Origin of the sequence: Pseudomonas sp. B21-059 (assembly GCF_026016285.1) — a bacterium.
Lineage (GTDB): Bacteria > Pseudomonadota > Gammaproteobacteria > Pseudomonadales > Pseudomonadaceae > Aquipseudomonas > Aquipseudomonas danubii.
In genome coordinates, this window is record NZ_CP087201.1 from 3,602,203 (window position 1) to 3,616,521 (window position 14,319).

Sequence of the window (14,319 nt, forward strand, 5' to 3'; positions counted from 1 at the left end):
GGCCGGCCATGAACCCTGCAAACGATCTGATCAACCACCTGCTGCGCCTCGGCGACAGCGCCCTGATCCAGGGCCAGCGCCTGTGCGAATGGTGCGGCCGGGCCCCGGCCCTGGAAGAAGAACTGGCGCTGATGAATGTCGGCCTCGATCTGGTGGGCCAGGCCCGCAACTGGCTGGACTATGCCGCCGAACTGCTGGCCGATGGGCGCGACGCCGATCACCTGGCCTTCCGCCGGGACGAGCGGGCCTACCGCAACCTGTTGCTGGTGGAGCAGCCCAATGGCGATTTCGCGGTGACCCTGCTCAAGCAGTTTTTCTACGACGCCTGGCACCTGGAAACCCTCAAGGGCCTGAGCCAATCAACGGATGAACGGATGGCCGGCATCGCCGCCAAAGCGCTCAAGGAAGTCACCTACCACCTGCGCCGCTCCAGCGAATGGGTCGAGCGCCTGGGAGACGGCACCGAGGAAAGCCACCAGCGCATGCTCCAGGCGATCCCGCGGCTGTGGCGCTTCACTGGCGAGCTGATCGACCAACACGCCGCTGAAATCGAACTGCACCGGGCCGGCCTGTGGGCCGATCCGGCCCAGGTGGCCGACGCCTGGCGCGCCTGCGTCGAAACCCTGTTCGCCCGCGCCACCCTGCCCGTGCCCGAAGCCCCGAGCCACTTCTACCTGGATGCGCGCCAGGGCCTGCACACCGAGCACCTGGGCCCGCTGCTGGCCCAGATGCAATTCCTGCCGAGGGCCTATCCCGATGCGGTCTGGTGAATTGATCGGCAGCGACCAGGGTGCGCGCGCGCTGCAACAAGGCGATCTGGAGCTGGCCTGGAGCACCCTGGATCAGGTCATGGACCCGGAGGTGCCAGTGGTCAGCGTGCTCGACCTGGGTATCGTGCGCGACCTGGGCTGGCAGGCCGGCCATTTGCAGGTGGCGGTCACGCCGACCTACTCCGGCTGCCCGGCCACCGAAGTGATCGAGAGCGATATCCGCCAGGCCCTGGAACAGGCCGGTTTCCAGGCCCCGCGGCTGATACGCCAGCTGACCCCGGCCTGGACCACCGACTGGATCACCGAGCGCGGTCGCCAGCGCCTGCAGGCCTATGGCATCGCGCCGCCCTCGGGCAGCAGCAAGCGCAGCCTGCTGGGGGACGCGCCCCAGGTGCTCTGCCCGCAATGCGGCAGCGCCCATAGCGAACGCCTCAGCGAGTTCGGTTCCACCGCCTGCAAGGCCCTGTACCGCTGCCGCGACTGCCTGGAACCCTTCGACTATTTCAAGTGCATCTGAGCCGCTCGCCGCCTCAGAGGAGAACCATCATGAGCCAGTTCCATCCCCTGACTATCAAGGACGTGCGCAGCGAAACCCGCGATGCGGTGTCCATCGCCTTCGACATACCCCAGCACCTGCAAGCGCAGTTCCACTTCACCCAGGGCCAGCATCTGGTGCTGCGCGCCGAGCTTGAGGGCGAGGAGGTACGGCGCTCTTATTCGATCTGCAGCGGCGTCAATGACGGCGAACTGCGCATCGCGGTGAAGCGCGTCGTCGGCGGGCGCTTTTCGGCGTTTGCCAACGAACAGCTCAAACCCGGGCAGTCGCTGGACGTCATGCCCCCCGCAGGCCGCTTCCATGTCGAGCTTGATCCGGCGCGTCACGGCCACTACCTGGCGGTGGCCGCAGGCAGCGGCATCACGCCGATCCTGTCGATCATCAAGAGCACCCTGGAAGGCGAGCCGCTCAGCCGCTTCACCCTGCTCTACGGCAACCGCTCCAGCGCCTCGGCACTGTTTCGCGAACAGCTGGAAGACCTGAAAAACCGCTACCTGCAGCGCTTGAACCTGGTGTTCGTCTTCAGCCGCGAGCAGCAGGACGTCGACCTCTACAACGGCCGCATCAACCAGGAAAAGTGCCAGCAGCTATTTACCCGCTGGCTCGACGTCAGCCAATTGGACGCGGCCTTCATCTGCGGCCCCCAGGCCATGACCGAAACCGTGCGCGACAGCCTCAAGGCCGCCGGCATGGGCGCCGAGCGCATCCACTTCGAACTGTTCCACGCCGCCGGTGACAGCCAGAAGCGCCAGGCCCGGGAAGCCGCCCGCGCCCAGGACCCGCAGGTCAGCCAGATCACTGTGATCAGCGATGGCCGGGCCCTGGCCTTCGACCTGCCGCGCAACAGCCTGAGCCTGCTAGATGCCGGCAACGCCCAGGGCGCCGAACTGCCCTATTCGTGCAAGGCCGGGGTCTGCTCCACCTGCAAATGCAAGGTCGTCGAAGGTGAGGTGGAAATGGACAGCAACCACGCCCTGGAAGACTACGAAGTGGCGGCCGGTTACGTCCTTGCCTGCCAGTCGTTCCCGGTCAGCGACAAGGTGGTGCTGGACTTCGACCAGCTCTGAGCGAACCGGTAGTGCGCGTGCCCATAACAAGAACAACAGAGAAAACCTCATGAGCCCACAAGAGATAGACCGCATCACCTGCCACCCGGACTTTATCCAGCTGGTGCGGCGCAAACAGCGACTCTACTGGTCACTGACCCTGATCATGCTCCTGGCCTACTACGGCTTCGTCCTGCTGGTGGCCTTTCACCCCGGCCTGCTGGGCCAGTCGCTGTCCGGCGGGGCCACCAGCGTCGGCATGCCAGTGGGGGTGGCGATGATCGTCCTGGCCTTCGCCCTGACCGGCTTCTACGTTTACCGAGCCAACCAGCGGCTGGACCCGCTGAACGACAAACTCAAGCGCGAGTACCGGTCATGAAGCGCGGTGCAGGAGTCATCCTGCTGCCCTGCCTGCTGGCCTCGGACCTGGCCCTGGCCGCCGACGACAGCGCCCGCGCGCTGAACTGGAACGCCATCGGCATGTTCCTGGTGTTCGTCCTACTGACCCTGGGGATCACCCGCTGGGCCGCCTTGCGTACCCGCTCGGCCAAGGACTTCTACACCGCCGGCGGCGGCATGAGCGGCCTGCAGAACGGCCTGGCGATTGCCGGTGACATGATCTCCGCGGCGTCCTTCCTCGGCATCTCGGCGATGATGTTCCTCAATGGCTACGACGGCCTGCTGTACGCCCTGGGGGTCCTGGCCGGCTGGCCGATCATCCTGTTTCTGATCGCCGAACGCTTGCGCAACCTGGGCACCTACACCTTCGCCGACGTGGTCTCCTATCGCCTGGCCCAGACCCCGGTGCGCCTGACCTCGGCGTTCGGCACCCTGACCGTGGCCCTGATGTACCTGGTGGCGCAGATGGTCGGCGCCGGCAAGTTGATCGAACTGCTGTTCGGCCTCAGCTACCTCCATGCAGTGATGCTGGTGGGCCTGCTGATGGTCTGCTACGTGACCTTCGGCGGCATGCTGGCCACCACCTGGGTGCAGATCATCAAGGCGGTGATGCTGCTGTCGGGCACCAGTTTCATGGCCTTCATGGTGCTCAAGCACTTCGGTTTCAGCACCGAGGCGCTGTTCGCCCGAGCCAGTGCGGTACACGCCAAAGGCAGCGCGATCATGGCCCCCGGCGGGCTGCTGTCGAACCCCATCGACGCCATTTCCCTGGGCCTGGGAATGATGTTCGGCACCGCCGGGCTGCCCCATATCCTCATGCGCTTCTTCACCGTCAGCGACGCGCGGGAAGCGCGCAAGAGCGTGCTCTATGCCACTGGCTTCATCGGCTACTTCTATCTGTTGCTGATCGTGGTCGGCTTCGGCGCGATCGTCATGGTCGGCACCGAGCCCGAGTATCGCGACGCCAGCGGCGCCATCATCGGCGGCGCCAACATGATCGCGGTGCATCTGGCCCAGGCGGTGGGTGGCAACCTGTTCCTGGGTTTCATCTCGGCCGTGGCCTTCGCCACCATTCTCGCGGTGGTGGCCGGGCTGGCGCTGTCCGGCGCCTCGGCGGTGTCCCATGACCTGTATGCCTGCGTGATGCGCAAAGGCCAGGCCAGCACCCAGCAGGAAATGCGCATCTCGAAGATCGCCACCTTGTGCATCGGTGTCCTGGCGGTGCTGCTGGGGCTGTTGTTCGAGTCGCAGAACATCGCCTTTCTCTCGGGGCTGGTGCTGGCGATAGCCGCGTCGGTGAATTTCCCGGTGCTGTTTCTTTCCATGTTCTGGAAAGGCCTGACCACCCGGGGCGCGGTGGGCGGCAGCCTGGCCGGGCTGATCTCGGCGATTGTCCTGCTGATCCTCAGCCCGGCGGTCTGGGTCAATGTGCTGCACCACCCCCAGGCGCTGTTTCCCTACGCCAACCCGGCGCTGTTCTCCATGAGCCTGGCGTTCTTTGCCGCTTGGGCCTTGTCCGTCAGCGACCGCTCGCCCCGGGCCGAGCTGGAGCGCGGCCGCTACCTGGCGCAGTTCATCCGTTCCATGACCGGCATCGGCGCCTCCGGCGCCAGCCATCCCTGAGTTGCCTCCCGGCGCCCAGTACGCTGCGCCGGCCCTCAATTGACCCTTCGGAGCCTTTCTCCCATGCCACAGTCTCCTACCCTGCAAAGCTTTATCGGCGGCCGCTGGATCGGCCAGCACCCGGCCCAGGCCTTGCGCAGCGCCATCGATGGCCATGAAGTGGCGCGTACCCATGAAGAGCCCCTGGACTTCGCCGAAGCGCTGCAACATGGGCGCGTGAACGGCGCCCGGGCCCTGCTGGCCCTGGATTTCCAGCAGCGGGCCCAGCGCCTCAAGGCCCTGGCGCTGTACCTTGGCGAACGCAAGGAACAGCTGTACGCCCTGTCCCACCACAGCGGCGCGACCCGGGCCGACAGCTGGATCGACATCGAAGGCGGCAACAGCACCTTGTTCAGCTACGCCGGACTTGGCGCCCGCGAGCTGCCCTCGGGCAACCTGCTGCACGAAGGCCCGGCGCAATCCCTGAGCAAGCTCGGCAGCTTTGCCGGCACCCATATCCTGGTGCCCCGCGGCGGCGTGGCGGTGCACATCAACGCGTTCAACTTTCCCATCTGGGGCATGCTGGAGAAGTTCGCCCCCTGCTTCCTTGCCGGCATGCCGTGCATCGTCAAGCCCGCCAGCGCTACCAGCTACCTGACCGAGGCCGCCGTGCGCCTGATGCAGGAATCCGGCTTGCTGCCCGAAGGCAGCCTGCAACTGGTGATCGGCGGCACCGGCGACCTGCTGGATCGCCTGCAAGGCCAGGACCTGGTGACGTTCACCGGTTCCGCCGTCACCGCCGGCAAACTGCGATCCAACCCCAACCTGATCCGCCACTCGGTGCCTTTCAATGCCGAAGCCGACTCGCTGAACTGCGCGATCCTGGCGCCGGACGTGACCCCGGACGACCCGGAATTCGAGCTGTTCATCAAGGAAGTGGTGCGGGAAATGACGGTCAAGGCCGGTCAGAAATGCACCGCCATCCGCCGCGCCATCGTTCCGGCCAAACAGCTGGACGCCGTGGCCACGGGCTTGCGCGAGCGCCTGTCGAAGGTGGTGGTCGGCGATCCGTCGGTGGAAGGCGTACGCATGGGCGCCCTGGCCTCCCATGAGCAACAGCGGGACGTGGCCGAACGCCTGGAGAGCCTGCTGCACAGCAGCGATCTGTTGTTCGGCGCCCGGGACGGCTTCGAGCCCCGGGGCAACAACGTCAGCCAGGGCGCGTTCTTTGCCCCAACCCTGCTGCTGTGCCGTGATCCCCTGGCACAGGGCGGCGCCCACGATATCGAGGCCTTTGGCCCGGTCAGCACCTTGATGGCCTACGACGACCTGGACCAGGCCCTGGACCAGGCCCTGGACCTGGCCGCTCGCGGCAAGGGCAGCCTGGTGGCCAGCCTGGTGACCAAGGACCCGGGCATCGCCGCCCAGGTCATTCCCCGGGCAGCGGCCTGGCATGGCCGGCTGCTGGTGCTGGACCGCGAGTGCGCCGGCGAATCCACCGGCCACGGCTCGCCATTGCCGCAACTCAAGCACGGTGGCCCCGGTCGCGCCGGTGGCGGTGAAGAGCTGGGCGGCCTGCGGGCGGTCAAGCACTACCTGCAGCGGGCGGCTGTCCAGGGCTCGCCGAGCATGCTGGCGGCAGTGACCGGTGAATACGTGCGCGGCGCCAAGGTCATCGAAACCGAGGTCCACCCGTTCCGCCGGCACTTCCAGGACCTGCAGATCGGCGAGTCCCTGCTGACCCACCGCCGCACCGTGACCGAGGCCGATCTGGTGAACTTCGGCTGCCTGTCCGGGGACCACTTCTATATGCACTTCGACGAGATCGCCGCCAAGGACTCCCAATTCGGCAAGCGTATTGCCCACGGCTACTTCGTGCTCTCGGCGGCGGCCGGGCTGTTCGTGTCCCCGGCGCCGGGCCCGGTGCTGGCCAACTATGGCCTGGACAGCCTGCGCTTCATCAGCCCGGTGGGCATTGGCGACACCCTGCAAGCGCGGCTGACCTGCAAGCGCAAGATCGACCAGGGTAAACAGAGCCCCCAGGGCACGCCGCAGGGGGTGGTGGCCTGGGACGTGGAAGTGACCAATCAACTGGGTGAGCTGGTGGCCAGCTACGACATCCTGACCCTGGTTGCCAAGCGCACCCCCTGACCGCAGGCGCCGGCTTGCGAGCAAATGGCCCTCACGACGCTGTCGCTCTTGAGAACACCTTCGCCAGCCAGCTGGCTCCTACAAGAACTGGCCGCAACACCACCCGCTGTAGGAGCTGGCTTGCCGGCGAATGGCCCTCACGACGCTGTCGTCCTTGGGAACGCCTTCGCCAGCTAGCTGGCTCCTAAAAGTGGGTGCCGGCGCTCGTGCGGATGCTTGGGTGGGGCAGATTGTGGCAAAAGATTTCATGGGTTCTTGATTCTCAATCCGGCTTGCGGCAAGTTGCGCGCTTCTCACTATTAGGAGCAGCCCATGTCCGGCTCAATGGCCCAGGCGTTCGCGCACAATTTTCTCGGCCACTCACCCCGCTGGTACAAGGCAAGCATTGTCGCGTTCCTGCTGCTCAATCCGCTGCTGTTCTTCGCGGTCAGCCCGGCCGCAGCGGGCTGGTGCCTGGTGATCGAGTTCATCTTCACCCTGGCCATGGCCCTCAAGTGCTACCCCTTGATGCCCGGTGGCCTGCTGTTGGTGCAAGCGCTATTGCTGGGCATGGCCACGCCCCAGGCGCTGTACGACGAGCTGGTGCACAATTTCCCGGTGATCCTGCTGCTGATGTTCATGGTGGCCGGCATCTACTTCATGAAAGAACTGCTGCTGTTCCTGTTCTCCCGGCTGCTGCTGGGAGTGCGCTCCAAGGCGCTTTTGGGGCTGCTGTTCTGCTTTCTGTCGGCCTTCCTCTCGGCCTTTCTCGACGCCCTGACCGTGACCGCGGTGATCATCAGCGCCGCGGTGGGCTTCTACTCGGTGTACCACCGGGTAGCCTCCGGCAATGACCCGCGCCAGGACAGCGGCTATGGCGACGATCAGCATCTGCCAACCCTGCACCACGACGACCTGGAGCAGTTCCGCGCCTTTCTGCGCAGCCTGTTGATGCACGGTGCCGTGGGCACGGCGCTGGGAGGCGTATGCACCCTGGTGGGCGAACCACAGAACCTGCTGATCGGCCATGAGATGGGCTGGCACTTCGCCGAGTTCTTCCTCAAGGTGGCGCCGGTTTCCCTGCCGGTGCTGGCCGCCGGACTGGTGACCTGCGTACTCCTGGAAAAACTGCGCTGGTTCGGCTACGGCACGCTGCTGCCGGACAACGTGCGCAAGGTACTGGCCAACTACGCGGCCGAAGACGACGCCCAGCGCACCGCGCGGCAGCGGGCGGCGTTGCTGGTCCAGGGGCTGGCGGCGCTGATCCTGATTGTCGGCCTGGCCCTGCACGTCGCGGAAGTCGGGCTGATCGGCCTGATGGTGATAGTGCTGATCACCGCCTTCACCGGGATTACCGACGAGCACCGCCTGGGCAACGCCTTCAAGGACGCCATGCCCTTCACCGCCCTGCTGGTGGTGTTTTTTGCCGTGGTGGCGGTGATTCACCAGCAACAGCTGTTCGTGCCGCTGATCCAGTGGGTGCTGGCGCTACCGGCGGACCAGCAGCCAGGCATGCTGTTCATTGCCAATGGCCTGCTGTCGGCCATCAGCGACAACGTGTTCGTCGCCACCATCTACATCACCGAGGTGAAACAGGCCTTTGTTTCCGGGCAGATGAGTCGCGAACACTTCGAGACCCTGGCGATCGCCATCAACACCGGCACCAACCTGCCTAGCGTCGCCACGCCCAATGGCCAGGCCGCCTTCCTGTTTCTGCTGACCTCGGCGATTGCGCCGCTGGTGCGCCTGTCCTACGGACGGATGGTGTGGATGGCCCTGCCCTACACCGTGGTGATGGGCCTGCTGGGCTGGTATGCGGTGAGTTACTGGTTGTAGCGCTGGAGGATGTTTTAAGGGCTAAAGCGCTGATCCGGGTGCAACAGGGTGCCGTCCATATCGCTGAGCAGGAACGCGATGGACCGCACCTTGCCCCCCTTCACCCGAGGGCGTGCCAGACGCGGCCATCCCGGGCCAGCAACTCATCAGCGGCATCCGGGCCATCCTCACCCGCAGGGTAAGTCTGCACGCTCGCGTCCTGCTTCCAGGCATCGAGGAAAGGCTGTACGGCGCGCCAACCGTTCTCGATATTGTCCGCCCGCTGAAACAGCGTCTGGTCACCGACCAGGCAGTCGTAGATCAGCGTCTCGTAGCCGGTGGACGGCTGCATTTCGAAGAAATCCCGATAGGCGAAGCCCAGTTCGATATTGGCCATGTCCAGGCTCGGCCCGGGCTTTTTCGCCAGCAGGTCGAACCACATGCCTTCATTGGGCTGGATCTGAATCCGCAGGTAAGTCGGCGACAGCTGATCGACTTCGGTATCGCGAAACTGCGCGTAGGGTGCCGGCTTGAAGCAGATGACGATTTCGGTGTCGCGCACGCTCATGCGCTTGCCGGTGCGCAGGTAGAACGGCACCCCGACCCAGCGCCAGTTGTCGATCATCACCTTCAGCGCGACATAGGTTTCGGTGTTGCTGTCCGGCGCGACATTAGCTTCTTCGCGGTAACCCGCCAGGGCCTTGCCCGCCACTTCGGCGGCGCGGTACTGGCCGCGCACCGAGTTGGCCCGCGCCTCCTCCAGGGACCAGGGGCGGATCGCCCCCACCACCTTGGCCTTCTCGCCGCGCACTGCATCGGCGCCAAAGGCCGCTGGAGGCTCCATGGCCACCATCGCCAGGAGTTGGAACAGGTGGTTGGGCACCATGTCTCGCAGGGCGCCGGTGTGTTCATAAAAGCTGCCACGGGTTTGGACCCCGACGGTTTCCGCCGCGGTGATCTGCACGTGGTCGATGTAATGGTTGTTCCAGAACGCCTCGAACAGGCTGTTGGAAAAACGGCTGACCAGGATGTTCTGGACCGTTTCCTTGCCCAGGTAATGGTCGATGCGATAGATCTGCTTCTCGCTCATGACCTTGAGCAAGCAGGCATTGACGGCCTCGGCGCTCTGCAGATCGGAGCCGAAGGGCTTCTCGATGACCACCCGGCGAAAGGCCTCCGGCCCCTCCGCAAGCAACCCCGAAGCCCCCAGGCGCTGCACCACTTCACTGAAGAAGCGCGGCGCGGTGGCCAGGTAGAACACCGCGTTGCCGGTGCCGCTGGCGGCAATTCGCGCCGCCAGTTCGGCATAGGTGGAGTCGTCGAGGAAGTCGCCCTGGACGTAGCTGATGCCACGGGTCAGGCGGGCCCAGACGGCGGCGTCCACGGACGCCCCCTGGCCTTGTTTGCTCAGCACTTCATCGCGAAGGAAGTCTTCCAGCAAGGTGGCGAACTCAGCGTCGCTCACCGCGTTGTGGTCGACGCCGACAATCCGCAGCCCCTCATCCAGCAGACCGTCGCGGCTCAGGTTGTACAGCGCCGGCGTCAACAGGCGCTTGACCAGATCACCGCGGGCGCCGAACAGGAACAGCGTGGTCGGCGGCGCGGGCAACGCCTTGGACTTCTTTCGCGTAGAGGTCATTTCTTACCGGTCTCCACGTGGCCGCCAAAGCCGAAGCGCATGGCCGACAGCAGCTTGTCGCCGTAGGTGCCCTGGCCGCGGGAGCGGTAGCGGGAGAACAACGAGTTGGACAGCACCGGAACCGGCACCGCCTGCTCCATGGCTGCTTCGATGGTCCAGCGCCCTTCGCCACTGTCGGCCACGGCACCGGAAAAACCGTCGAGCTTCGGATCGCCGGCCAGGGCATCGGCGGTCAGGTCCAGCAACCAGGAGGACACTACGCTGCCACGCCGCCAGACTTCGGCGATGTCCGCCACATTGAGGTCGAAGCGCTGATCCTCCGGCAAGATGTCCGAAGACTTGGTCTTGAGAATGTCAAAGCCCTCGGCGAAGGCCTGCATCATCCCGTACTCGATGCCGTTGTGGATCATCTTGACGAAATGCCCGGCACCGGCAGGACCGGCATGGATATAGCCACGCTCGGCACGGTCGTCATCAGAAACGCGGTCCTTGGTCCGTGGAATCGAACCCAGGCCAGGGGCCAGGGCCGCGAACAGCGGGTCCAGGCGCAGCACTTCATCGGCATCGCCGCCGATCATCATGCAGTAGCCGCGCTCCAGGCCCCAGACGCCGCCGGAGGTGCCGACATCGATGTACTTCAGGCCCTTTTGCGCCAGGTCCCGGGCACGGCGGATGTCGTCCTTATAGTAGGTGTTGCCGCCGTCGATGATCACATCACCCGGTTCCAGCAACTGGCTCAGGGTGTCGATGGTCTCTTCGGTGGGTGCGCCGGCGGGCAGCATGACCCAGACCGCGCGGGGTTTTTCCAGGCCGGCCACCAGGGCCGGCAGGTCGGCGACGCCCTTGGCGCCTTCGGCGGCCAGGGTGCTGACGAAATCGGTGTTGCGGTCAAAGACTACGGTCTCGTGCCCATTGAGCATCAGGCGCCGTGCAATGTTGCCGCCCATGCGGCCCAGTCCAATAATCCCCAGTTGCATGTGCTGATGCTCCTACTGCAAAAAATTCAGATCAAAAATGTATAGCCCAAAGGGCTGGGTGCAAACGTCGAGGGGCGCAACTATACAAGGCGAGACGCTTCAAGACAGCGCAATCTTCAGACATAACGCCAGTTTTTGCGGCCACCTGCGCGCAACGCAGCGCGCCCAAGCCCGATCTCTTGCCCCTCGGCCGGCGCGAACCGCGTGGAGATTAGTCCCGGCACTGGGGGCGAAGTTTCTCAGAAACTGGGGGGATAACGACGCAAAACACCAGGAAGGCACAACGACCACGAAAAATAAAAAAGTTCCAATTGCGCTAAAAAGAAATAAAATTGCCGCCTTCAGGCTGCGTGAAAACGTCACGAGTGAAGGCAAGACGGTTGCCTGACACCGTCATTTTCGCGCTGCCGACGATAGTGCTTTGCGCAAGGGATGCGACCAGCGAAGCATAGTTGAGGCACTCCATTTGCGAGGTGAAGCAATGGGCACAGTACTACCGGCACGACCAGCACAGACTCTCTACGTGACCATTCGTCGTGACGAATTGCGCCAACTCAAAGACGAGCGCGATCAACTGCAACGGGAACTCGCCCAATTGCGCCTGATGTTGCAGAACCAGGGACAAGCCCCTGCCGTAGCGCTGCAGCGCCCCTGAGCAACCTCAGCTGTGCCCCGGAACGCAGGCCCGGCCTGCGTTCACCGCTCTACCCGCTCCCTTTCCTGCCACCTATCTCCCGCCACACCTGATCCCGCCGCCTGCTACGCCGGACAAAAATCCAACGCTGCGCTAACGAACTTTTCACACTTGCCTATCGATACTCCCGGCCATTGTGGCCGTCTTGTTACAGACGGCGGCCTTCATTCGCAGCGCTGAACCGGCGCGCAATGATCACGGAACGGCGGGGAGCGCTGAATGGCATTGTTCAAACGCAGTAACACGTCTGCGACAGGTTTTGACTGGATGGGGCTGCTCTGGCTGTTCCTGTTCTTCTGGTATTTCTCCGGCATCACCCAACTGCTGATTCAACTGACGGACACGTCCGGCTTCGCCGGTTTCCGCCAGGCGTTCTTCATGAGCGCCATCTGGCTGGCGCCGATGCTGCTGTTCCCGGCACGCACCAGAGTCATGGCGGCAGTGATCGGCGTGGTGCTCTGGGCCTGCTCCATGGCCAGCCTGGGCTATTTCTTCGTCTATCAGCAGGAGTTCTCGCAAAGCGTCATCTTCATCATGTTCGAGTCCAACCCCTCGGAGGCCGGTGAATACCTGACGCAGTACTTTGCCTGGTGGATGCTCCTGGCGTTCCTGGCCCACACCGCCTTCGCCCTCTTCCTCTGGACCCGCCTGCGCCCGGTGTACCTGCCCCGGGGCCAGGCCCTGGCGGCTGCCGTGGCAATCCTGGTGGCGATTGTCGGCTACCCGCTGATCAAGCAAATCGCTCGCACCGACACCCTGGCCGACGGCCTGGAGAAATTCGAAACCCGTATCGAACCCGCCGTGCCGTGGCAGATGGTGGTCGCTTATCGCCGCTACCGTGAGCAACTGAACGGCATGCAGGGCATGCTCGACAGCGTCAGCAAGATCCCGCCGCTGACCAACCTCAAGGACAGCATGGCCAACCAGCCGGCCACCCTGGTGCTGGTGATCGGCGAGTCCACCAACCGCCAGCGCATGAGCCTCTACGGCTACCCGCGCCAGACCACCCCGGAGCTGGACAAGCTCAAGGACCAGCTGGCGGTGTTCGACAACGTCATCACCCCGCGCCCCTACACCATCGAGGCGTTGCAACAGGTGCTGACCTTCGCCGACGAAGAAAACCCCGATCTCTACCTCAAGACGCCGTCCCTGGTCAGCGTGATGAAGCAGGCGGGCTACAAGACCTACTGGATCACTAACCAGCAGACCATGACCAAGCGCAACACCATGCTCACCACCTTCTCCGAGCAGGCGGACGAGCAGGTGTACCTGAACAACAACCGCAACCAGAACGCCCGCCAGTACGACGGCGACGTGCTCGAGCCCTTCTCCAAGGCCCTGGCCGACAGCGCCCCGCGCAAGTTCATCGTGGTCCACCTGCTGGGCACCCACATGAGCTACCAGTACCGCTACCCGCCAAGCTACGACAAATTCACCGATCGCCAGGGCGTGCCGGCCGGTGTGCGTGACGATCAACTGCCGACCTACAACAGCTACGACAACGCGGTGCTGTACAACGACTTCGTGGTCTCCAGCCTGATCAAGGATTACGCCAAGACCGACCCCAACGGTTTCCTGCTGTACCTGTCGGACCACGGCGAAGACGTCTTCGACTCCGCCGGCCACGACACCCTGGGACGCAACGAAGGCAAGCCCACGGCGCCGATGTACACCATCCCGTTCATGGCCTGGGCCTCGCCGAAGTGGCGGCAAACCCACGACTGGAACTTTGCTTCCGACCTCAGCCGCCCTTACAGCAGCTCCCAGCTGATTCATACCTGGGCCGATCTGGCGGGCTTGAGTTTCGACCAGCTGGACCACAGCCGCAGCCTGGTCAGCGACAGCTTCAAGCCGCGCCCGCTGCTGATTGGCGACCCCTACTCGCGCCAGAGCAAGGCGCTGATCGACTTCAGCCTGATGAAACCCAAAGCGCCGACGGAAGCGACCGTGGTCCAGAAATAAGAACCCGACTCGGGGGCCGCAACGGCCCCTTACCTGCAGGGGCCCGGCGTGCCGGCGAAGGCGCCATCCTGCCTTGCAGCGAGCTCTGCGACGCCCTCGCTGGCCAACCAGCTGCTACAGGCTTTGATTGTCTGCAGACACAGGCTGTGACTGCCTGCAGACACATAATGTCAAGAATGTAATATCCCGCTCAGGCTGACGTTAACCCTCACTTAATACACTTCGCTGAAACTTGCCCCATCACTTCTTGTGCAGGGACGAAACAAGTTACCGAACACTCTTAAGTAGGAAACGCAGTATGAAACTTTCAACTTTGGTATTTAGCGGTTTGATTCTCGCCACTTCCAGTGCAGCCTTTGCCGAAGGCGGAGCCGAGCATATGCAACGCTTTTACGAGAACTTCCGGGTCAATCAGCAACAGATTCACGGCGATAAAAACCAGAACCTCGCCAAGACCGAGCAAGACAAGGCCGGTACCCACTATTCCGCACCGGACGCCAAGCAACAACAGCCCGGCGCCTGATACCTCTTCAACGCAGTACCCACTCTGGACAATGTGCTCCTTTGGCAGAGATGGACGTTTGGCGCCCTCTATAGGGCGCCTTTTTTTATCCGCTGGCAGGCCCTCACTGTCACGCCAATGACAGGAATATTACAACTCTGTCATCCGCCACTTTCCCTGCGTGCAATCAACTAGCATGCCTGCGCCCAAGCACTCACCCGCTATCG

At 63.9% G+C, this 14,319-nt stretch carries 12 protein-coding genes; 10 read left to right on the forward strand and 2 right to left on the reverse strand.

Annotation, left to right across the window (positions count from 1 at the left end):
• The first annotated feature begins 8 nt into the window (after positions 1-8).
• From paaC to nhaB, 7 genes are all read left to right on the forward strand, one after another.
• On the forward strand, positions 9-770 hold the full coding sequence (gene paaC / locus LOY69_RS15880) for a 1,2-phenylacetyl-CoA epoxidase subunit PaaC (protein ID WP_110653204.1): 762 nt from the start codon (positions 9-11) through the stop codon (positions 768-770).
• A complete protein-coding gene (gene paaD, locus LOY69_RS15885) occupies positions 757-1,287 on the forward strand; it encodes a 1,2-phenylacetyl-CoA epoxidase subunit PaaD (protein ID WP_265073184.1) in 531 nt (176 codons plus the stop codon). The genes paaC and paaD overlap by 14 nt, the downstream gene beginning before the upstream one ends.
• A 29-nt stretch (positions 1,288-1,316) precedes the next feature.
• The gene (gene paaE / locus LOY69_RS15890) at positions 1,317-2,393 is read left to right on the forward strand and encodes a 1,2-phenylacetyl-CoA epoxidase subunit PaaE (protein WP_265073185.1); all 1,077 of its coding nucleotides are present in this window, start codon (positions 1,317-1,319) and stop codon (positions 2,391-2,393) included.
• 49 nt (positions 2,394-2,442) lie between these two features.
• Positions 2,443-2,751: a DUF485 domain-containing protein gene (locus tag LOY69_RS15895; protein ID WP_265073186.1), complete on the forward strand. Its 309-nt coding sequence runs from the start codon at positions 2,443-2,445 to the stop codon at positions 2,749-2,751.
• Positions 2,748-4,394, forward strand: a complete 1,647-nt coding sequence (locus LOY69_RS15900) for a cation acetate symporter (RefSeq protein ID WP_265073187.1) — start codon at positions 2,748-2,750, stop codon at positions 4,392-4,394. Before LOY69_RS15895 ends, LOY69_RS15900 begins: the two co-directional genes overlap by 4 nt.
• A gap of 63 nt (positions 4,395-4,457) precedes the next feature.
• Positions 4,458-6,524 carry a phenylacetic acid degradation bifunctional protein PaaZ gene (gene paaZ / locus LOY69_RS15905; RefSeq protein ID WP_265073188.1) on the forward strand — a complete coding sequence of 689 codons (2,067 nt, stop codon included), beginning with the start codon at positions 4,458-4,460 and terminating at the stop codon, positions 6,522-6,524.
• A 312-nt stretch (positions 6,525-6,836) separates the two neighbouring features.
• Positions 6,837-8,339 (forward strand): sodium/proton antiporter NhaB, encoded by a 1,503-nt coding sequence (nhaB, locus tag LOY69_RS15910; protein WP_102879233.1) that lies wholly within the window; start codon positions 6,837-6,839, stop codon positions 8,337-8,339.
• 100 nt (positions 8,340-8,439) lie between these two features.
• Here the strand turns inward: nhaB and zwf are convergent, their stop codons facing one another.
• Both zwf and gnd read right to left on the reverse strand, forming a co-directional pair.
• Positions 8,440-9,957 carry a glucose-6-phosphate dehydrogenase gene (gene zwf, locus LOY69_RS15915; protein ID WP_265073189.1) on the reverse strand — a complete coding sequence of 506 codons (1,518 nt, stop codon included), beginning with the start codon at positions 9,955-9,957 and terminating at the stop codon, positions 8,440-8,442.
• On the reverse strand, positions 9,954-10,934 hold the full coding sequence (gene gnd / locus LOY69_RS15920) for a phosphogluconate dehydrogenase (NAD(+)-dependent, decarboxylating) (protein WP_102879231.1): 981 nt from the start codon (positions 10,932-10,934) through the stop codon (positions 9,954-9,956). Before gnd ends, zwf begins: the two co-directional genes overlap by 4 nt.
• Positions 10,935-11,415: 481 nt before the next feature.
• On the opposite strand from gnd, the gene LOY69_RS15925 reads away from it, so the two are divergent.
• From LOY69_RS15925 to LOY69_RS15935, 3 genes are all read left to right on the forward strand, one after another.
• Positions 11,416-11,589: a DUF6026 family protein gene (locus LOY69_RS15925; RefSeq protein WP_162884050.1), complete on the forward strand. Its 174-nt coding sequence runs from the start codon at positions 11,416-11,418 to the stop codon at positions 11,587-11,589.
• Between the two features lie 258 nt (positions 11,590-11,847).
• Entirely contained in the window at positions 11,848-13,590 is a 1,743-nt protein-coding gene (locus LOY69_RS15930; RefSeq protein WP_110653209.1) for a phosphoethanolamine transferase CptA, read from the forward strand.
• A gap of 298 nt (positions 13,591-13,888) precedes the next feature.
• Entirely contained in the window at positions 13,889-14,113 is a 225-nt protein-coding gene (locus LOY69_RS15935) for a hypothetical protein (RefSeq protein WP_102879229.1), read from the forward strand.
• Positions 14,114-14,319 lie beyond the last annotated feature (206 nt).

Bases quoted from the DNA above. Each gene is read 5' to 3' on its own strand.
- gnd (WP_102879231.1), bottom strand. From the start codon at position 10,934: ATGCAACTGGGGATTATTGGACTGGGCCGCATGGGCGGCAACATTGCA.
- paaE (WP_265073185.1), top strand. From the start codon at position 1,317: ATGAGCCAGTTCCATCCCCTGACTATCAAGGACGTGCGCAGCGAAACC.
- paaD (WP_265073184.1), top strand. From the start codon at position 757: ATGCGGTCTGGTGAATTGATCGGCAGCGACCAGGGTGCGCGCGCGCTG.
- LOY69_RS15895 (WP_265073186.1), top strand. From the start codon at position 2,443: ATGAGCCCACAAGAGATAGACCGCATCACCTGCCACCCGGACTTTATC.
- paaZ (WP_265073188.1), top strand. From the start codon at position 4,458: ATGCCACAGTCTCCTACCCTGCAAAGCTTTATCGGCGGCCGCTGGATC.
- LOY69_RS15900 (WP_265073187.1), top strand. From the start codon at position 2,748: ATGAAGCGCGGTGCAGGAGTCATCCTGCTGCCCTGCCTGCTGGCCTCG.
- paaC (WP_110653204.1), top strand. From the start codon at position 9: ATGAACCCTGCAAACGATCTGATCAACCACCTGCTGCGCCTCGGCGAC.
- nhaB (WP_102879233.1), top strand. From the start codon at position 6,837: ATGTCCGGCTCAATGGCCCAGGCGTTCGCGCACAATTTTCTCGGCCAC.
- zwf (WP_265073189.1), bottom strand. From the start codon at position 9,957: ATGACCTCTACGCGAAAGAAGTCCAAGGCGTTGCCCGCGCCGCCGACC.
- LOY69_RS15935 (WP_102879229.1), top strand. From the start codon at position 13,889: ATGAAACTTTCAACTTTGGTATTTAGCGGTTTGATTCTCGCCACTTCC.
- LOY69_RS15930 (WP_110653209.1), top strand. From the start codon at position 11,848: ATGGCATTGTTCAAACGCAGTAACACGTCTGCGACAGGTTTTGACTGG.
- LOY69_RS15925 (WP_162884050.1), top strand. From the start codon at position 11,416: ATGGGCACAGTACTACCGGCACGACCAGCACAGACTCTCTACGTGACC.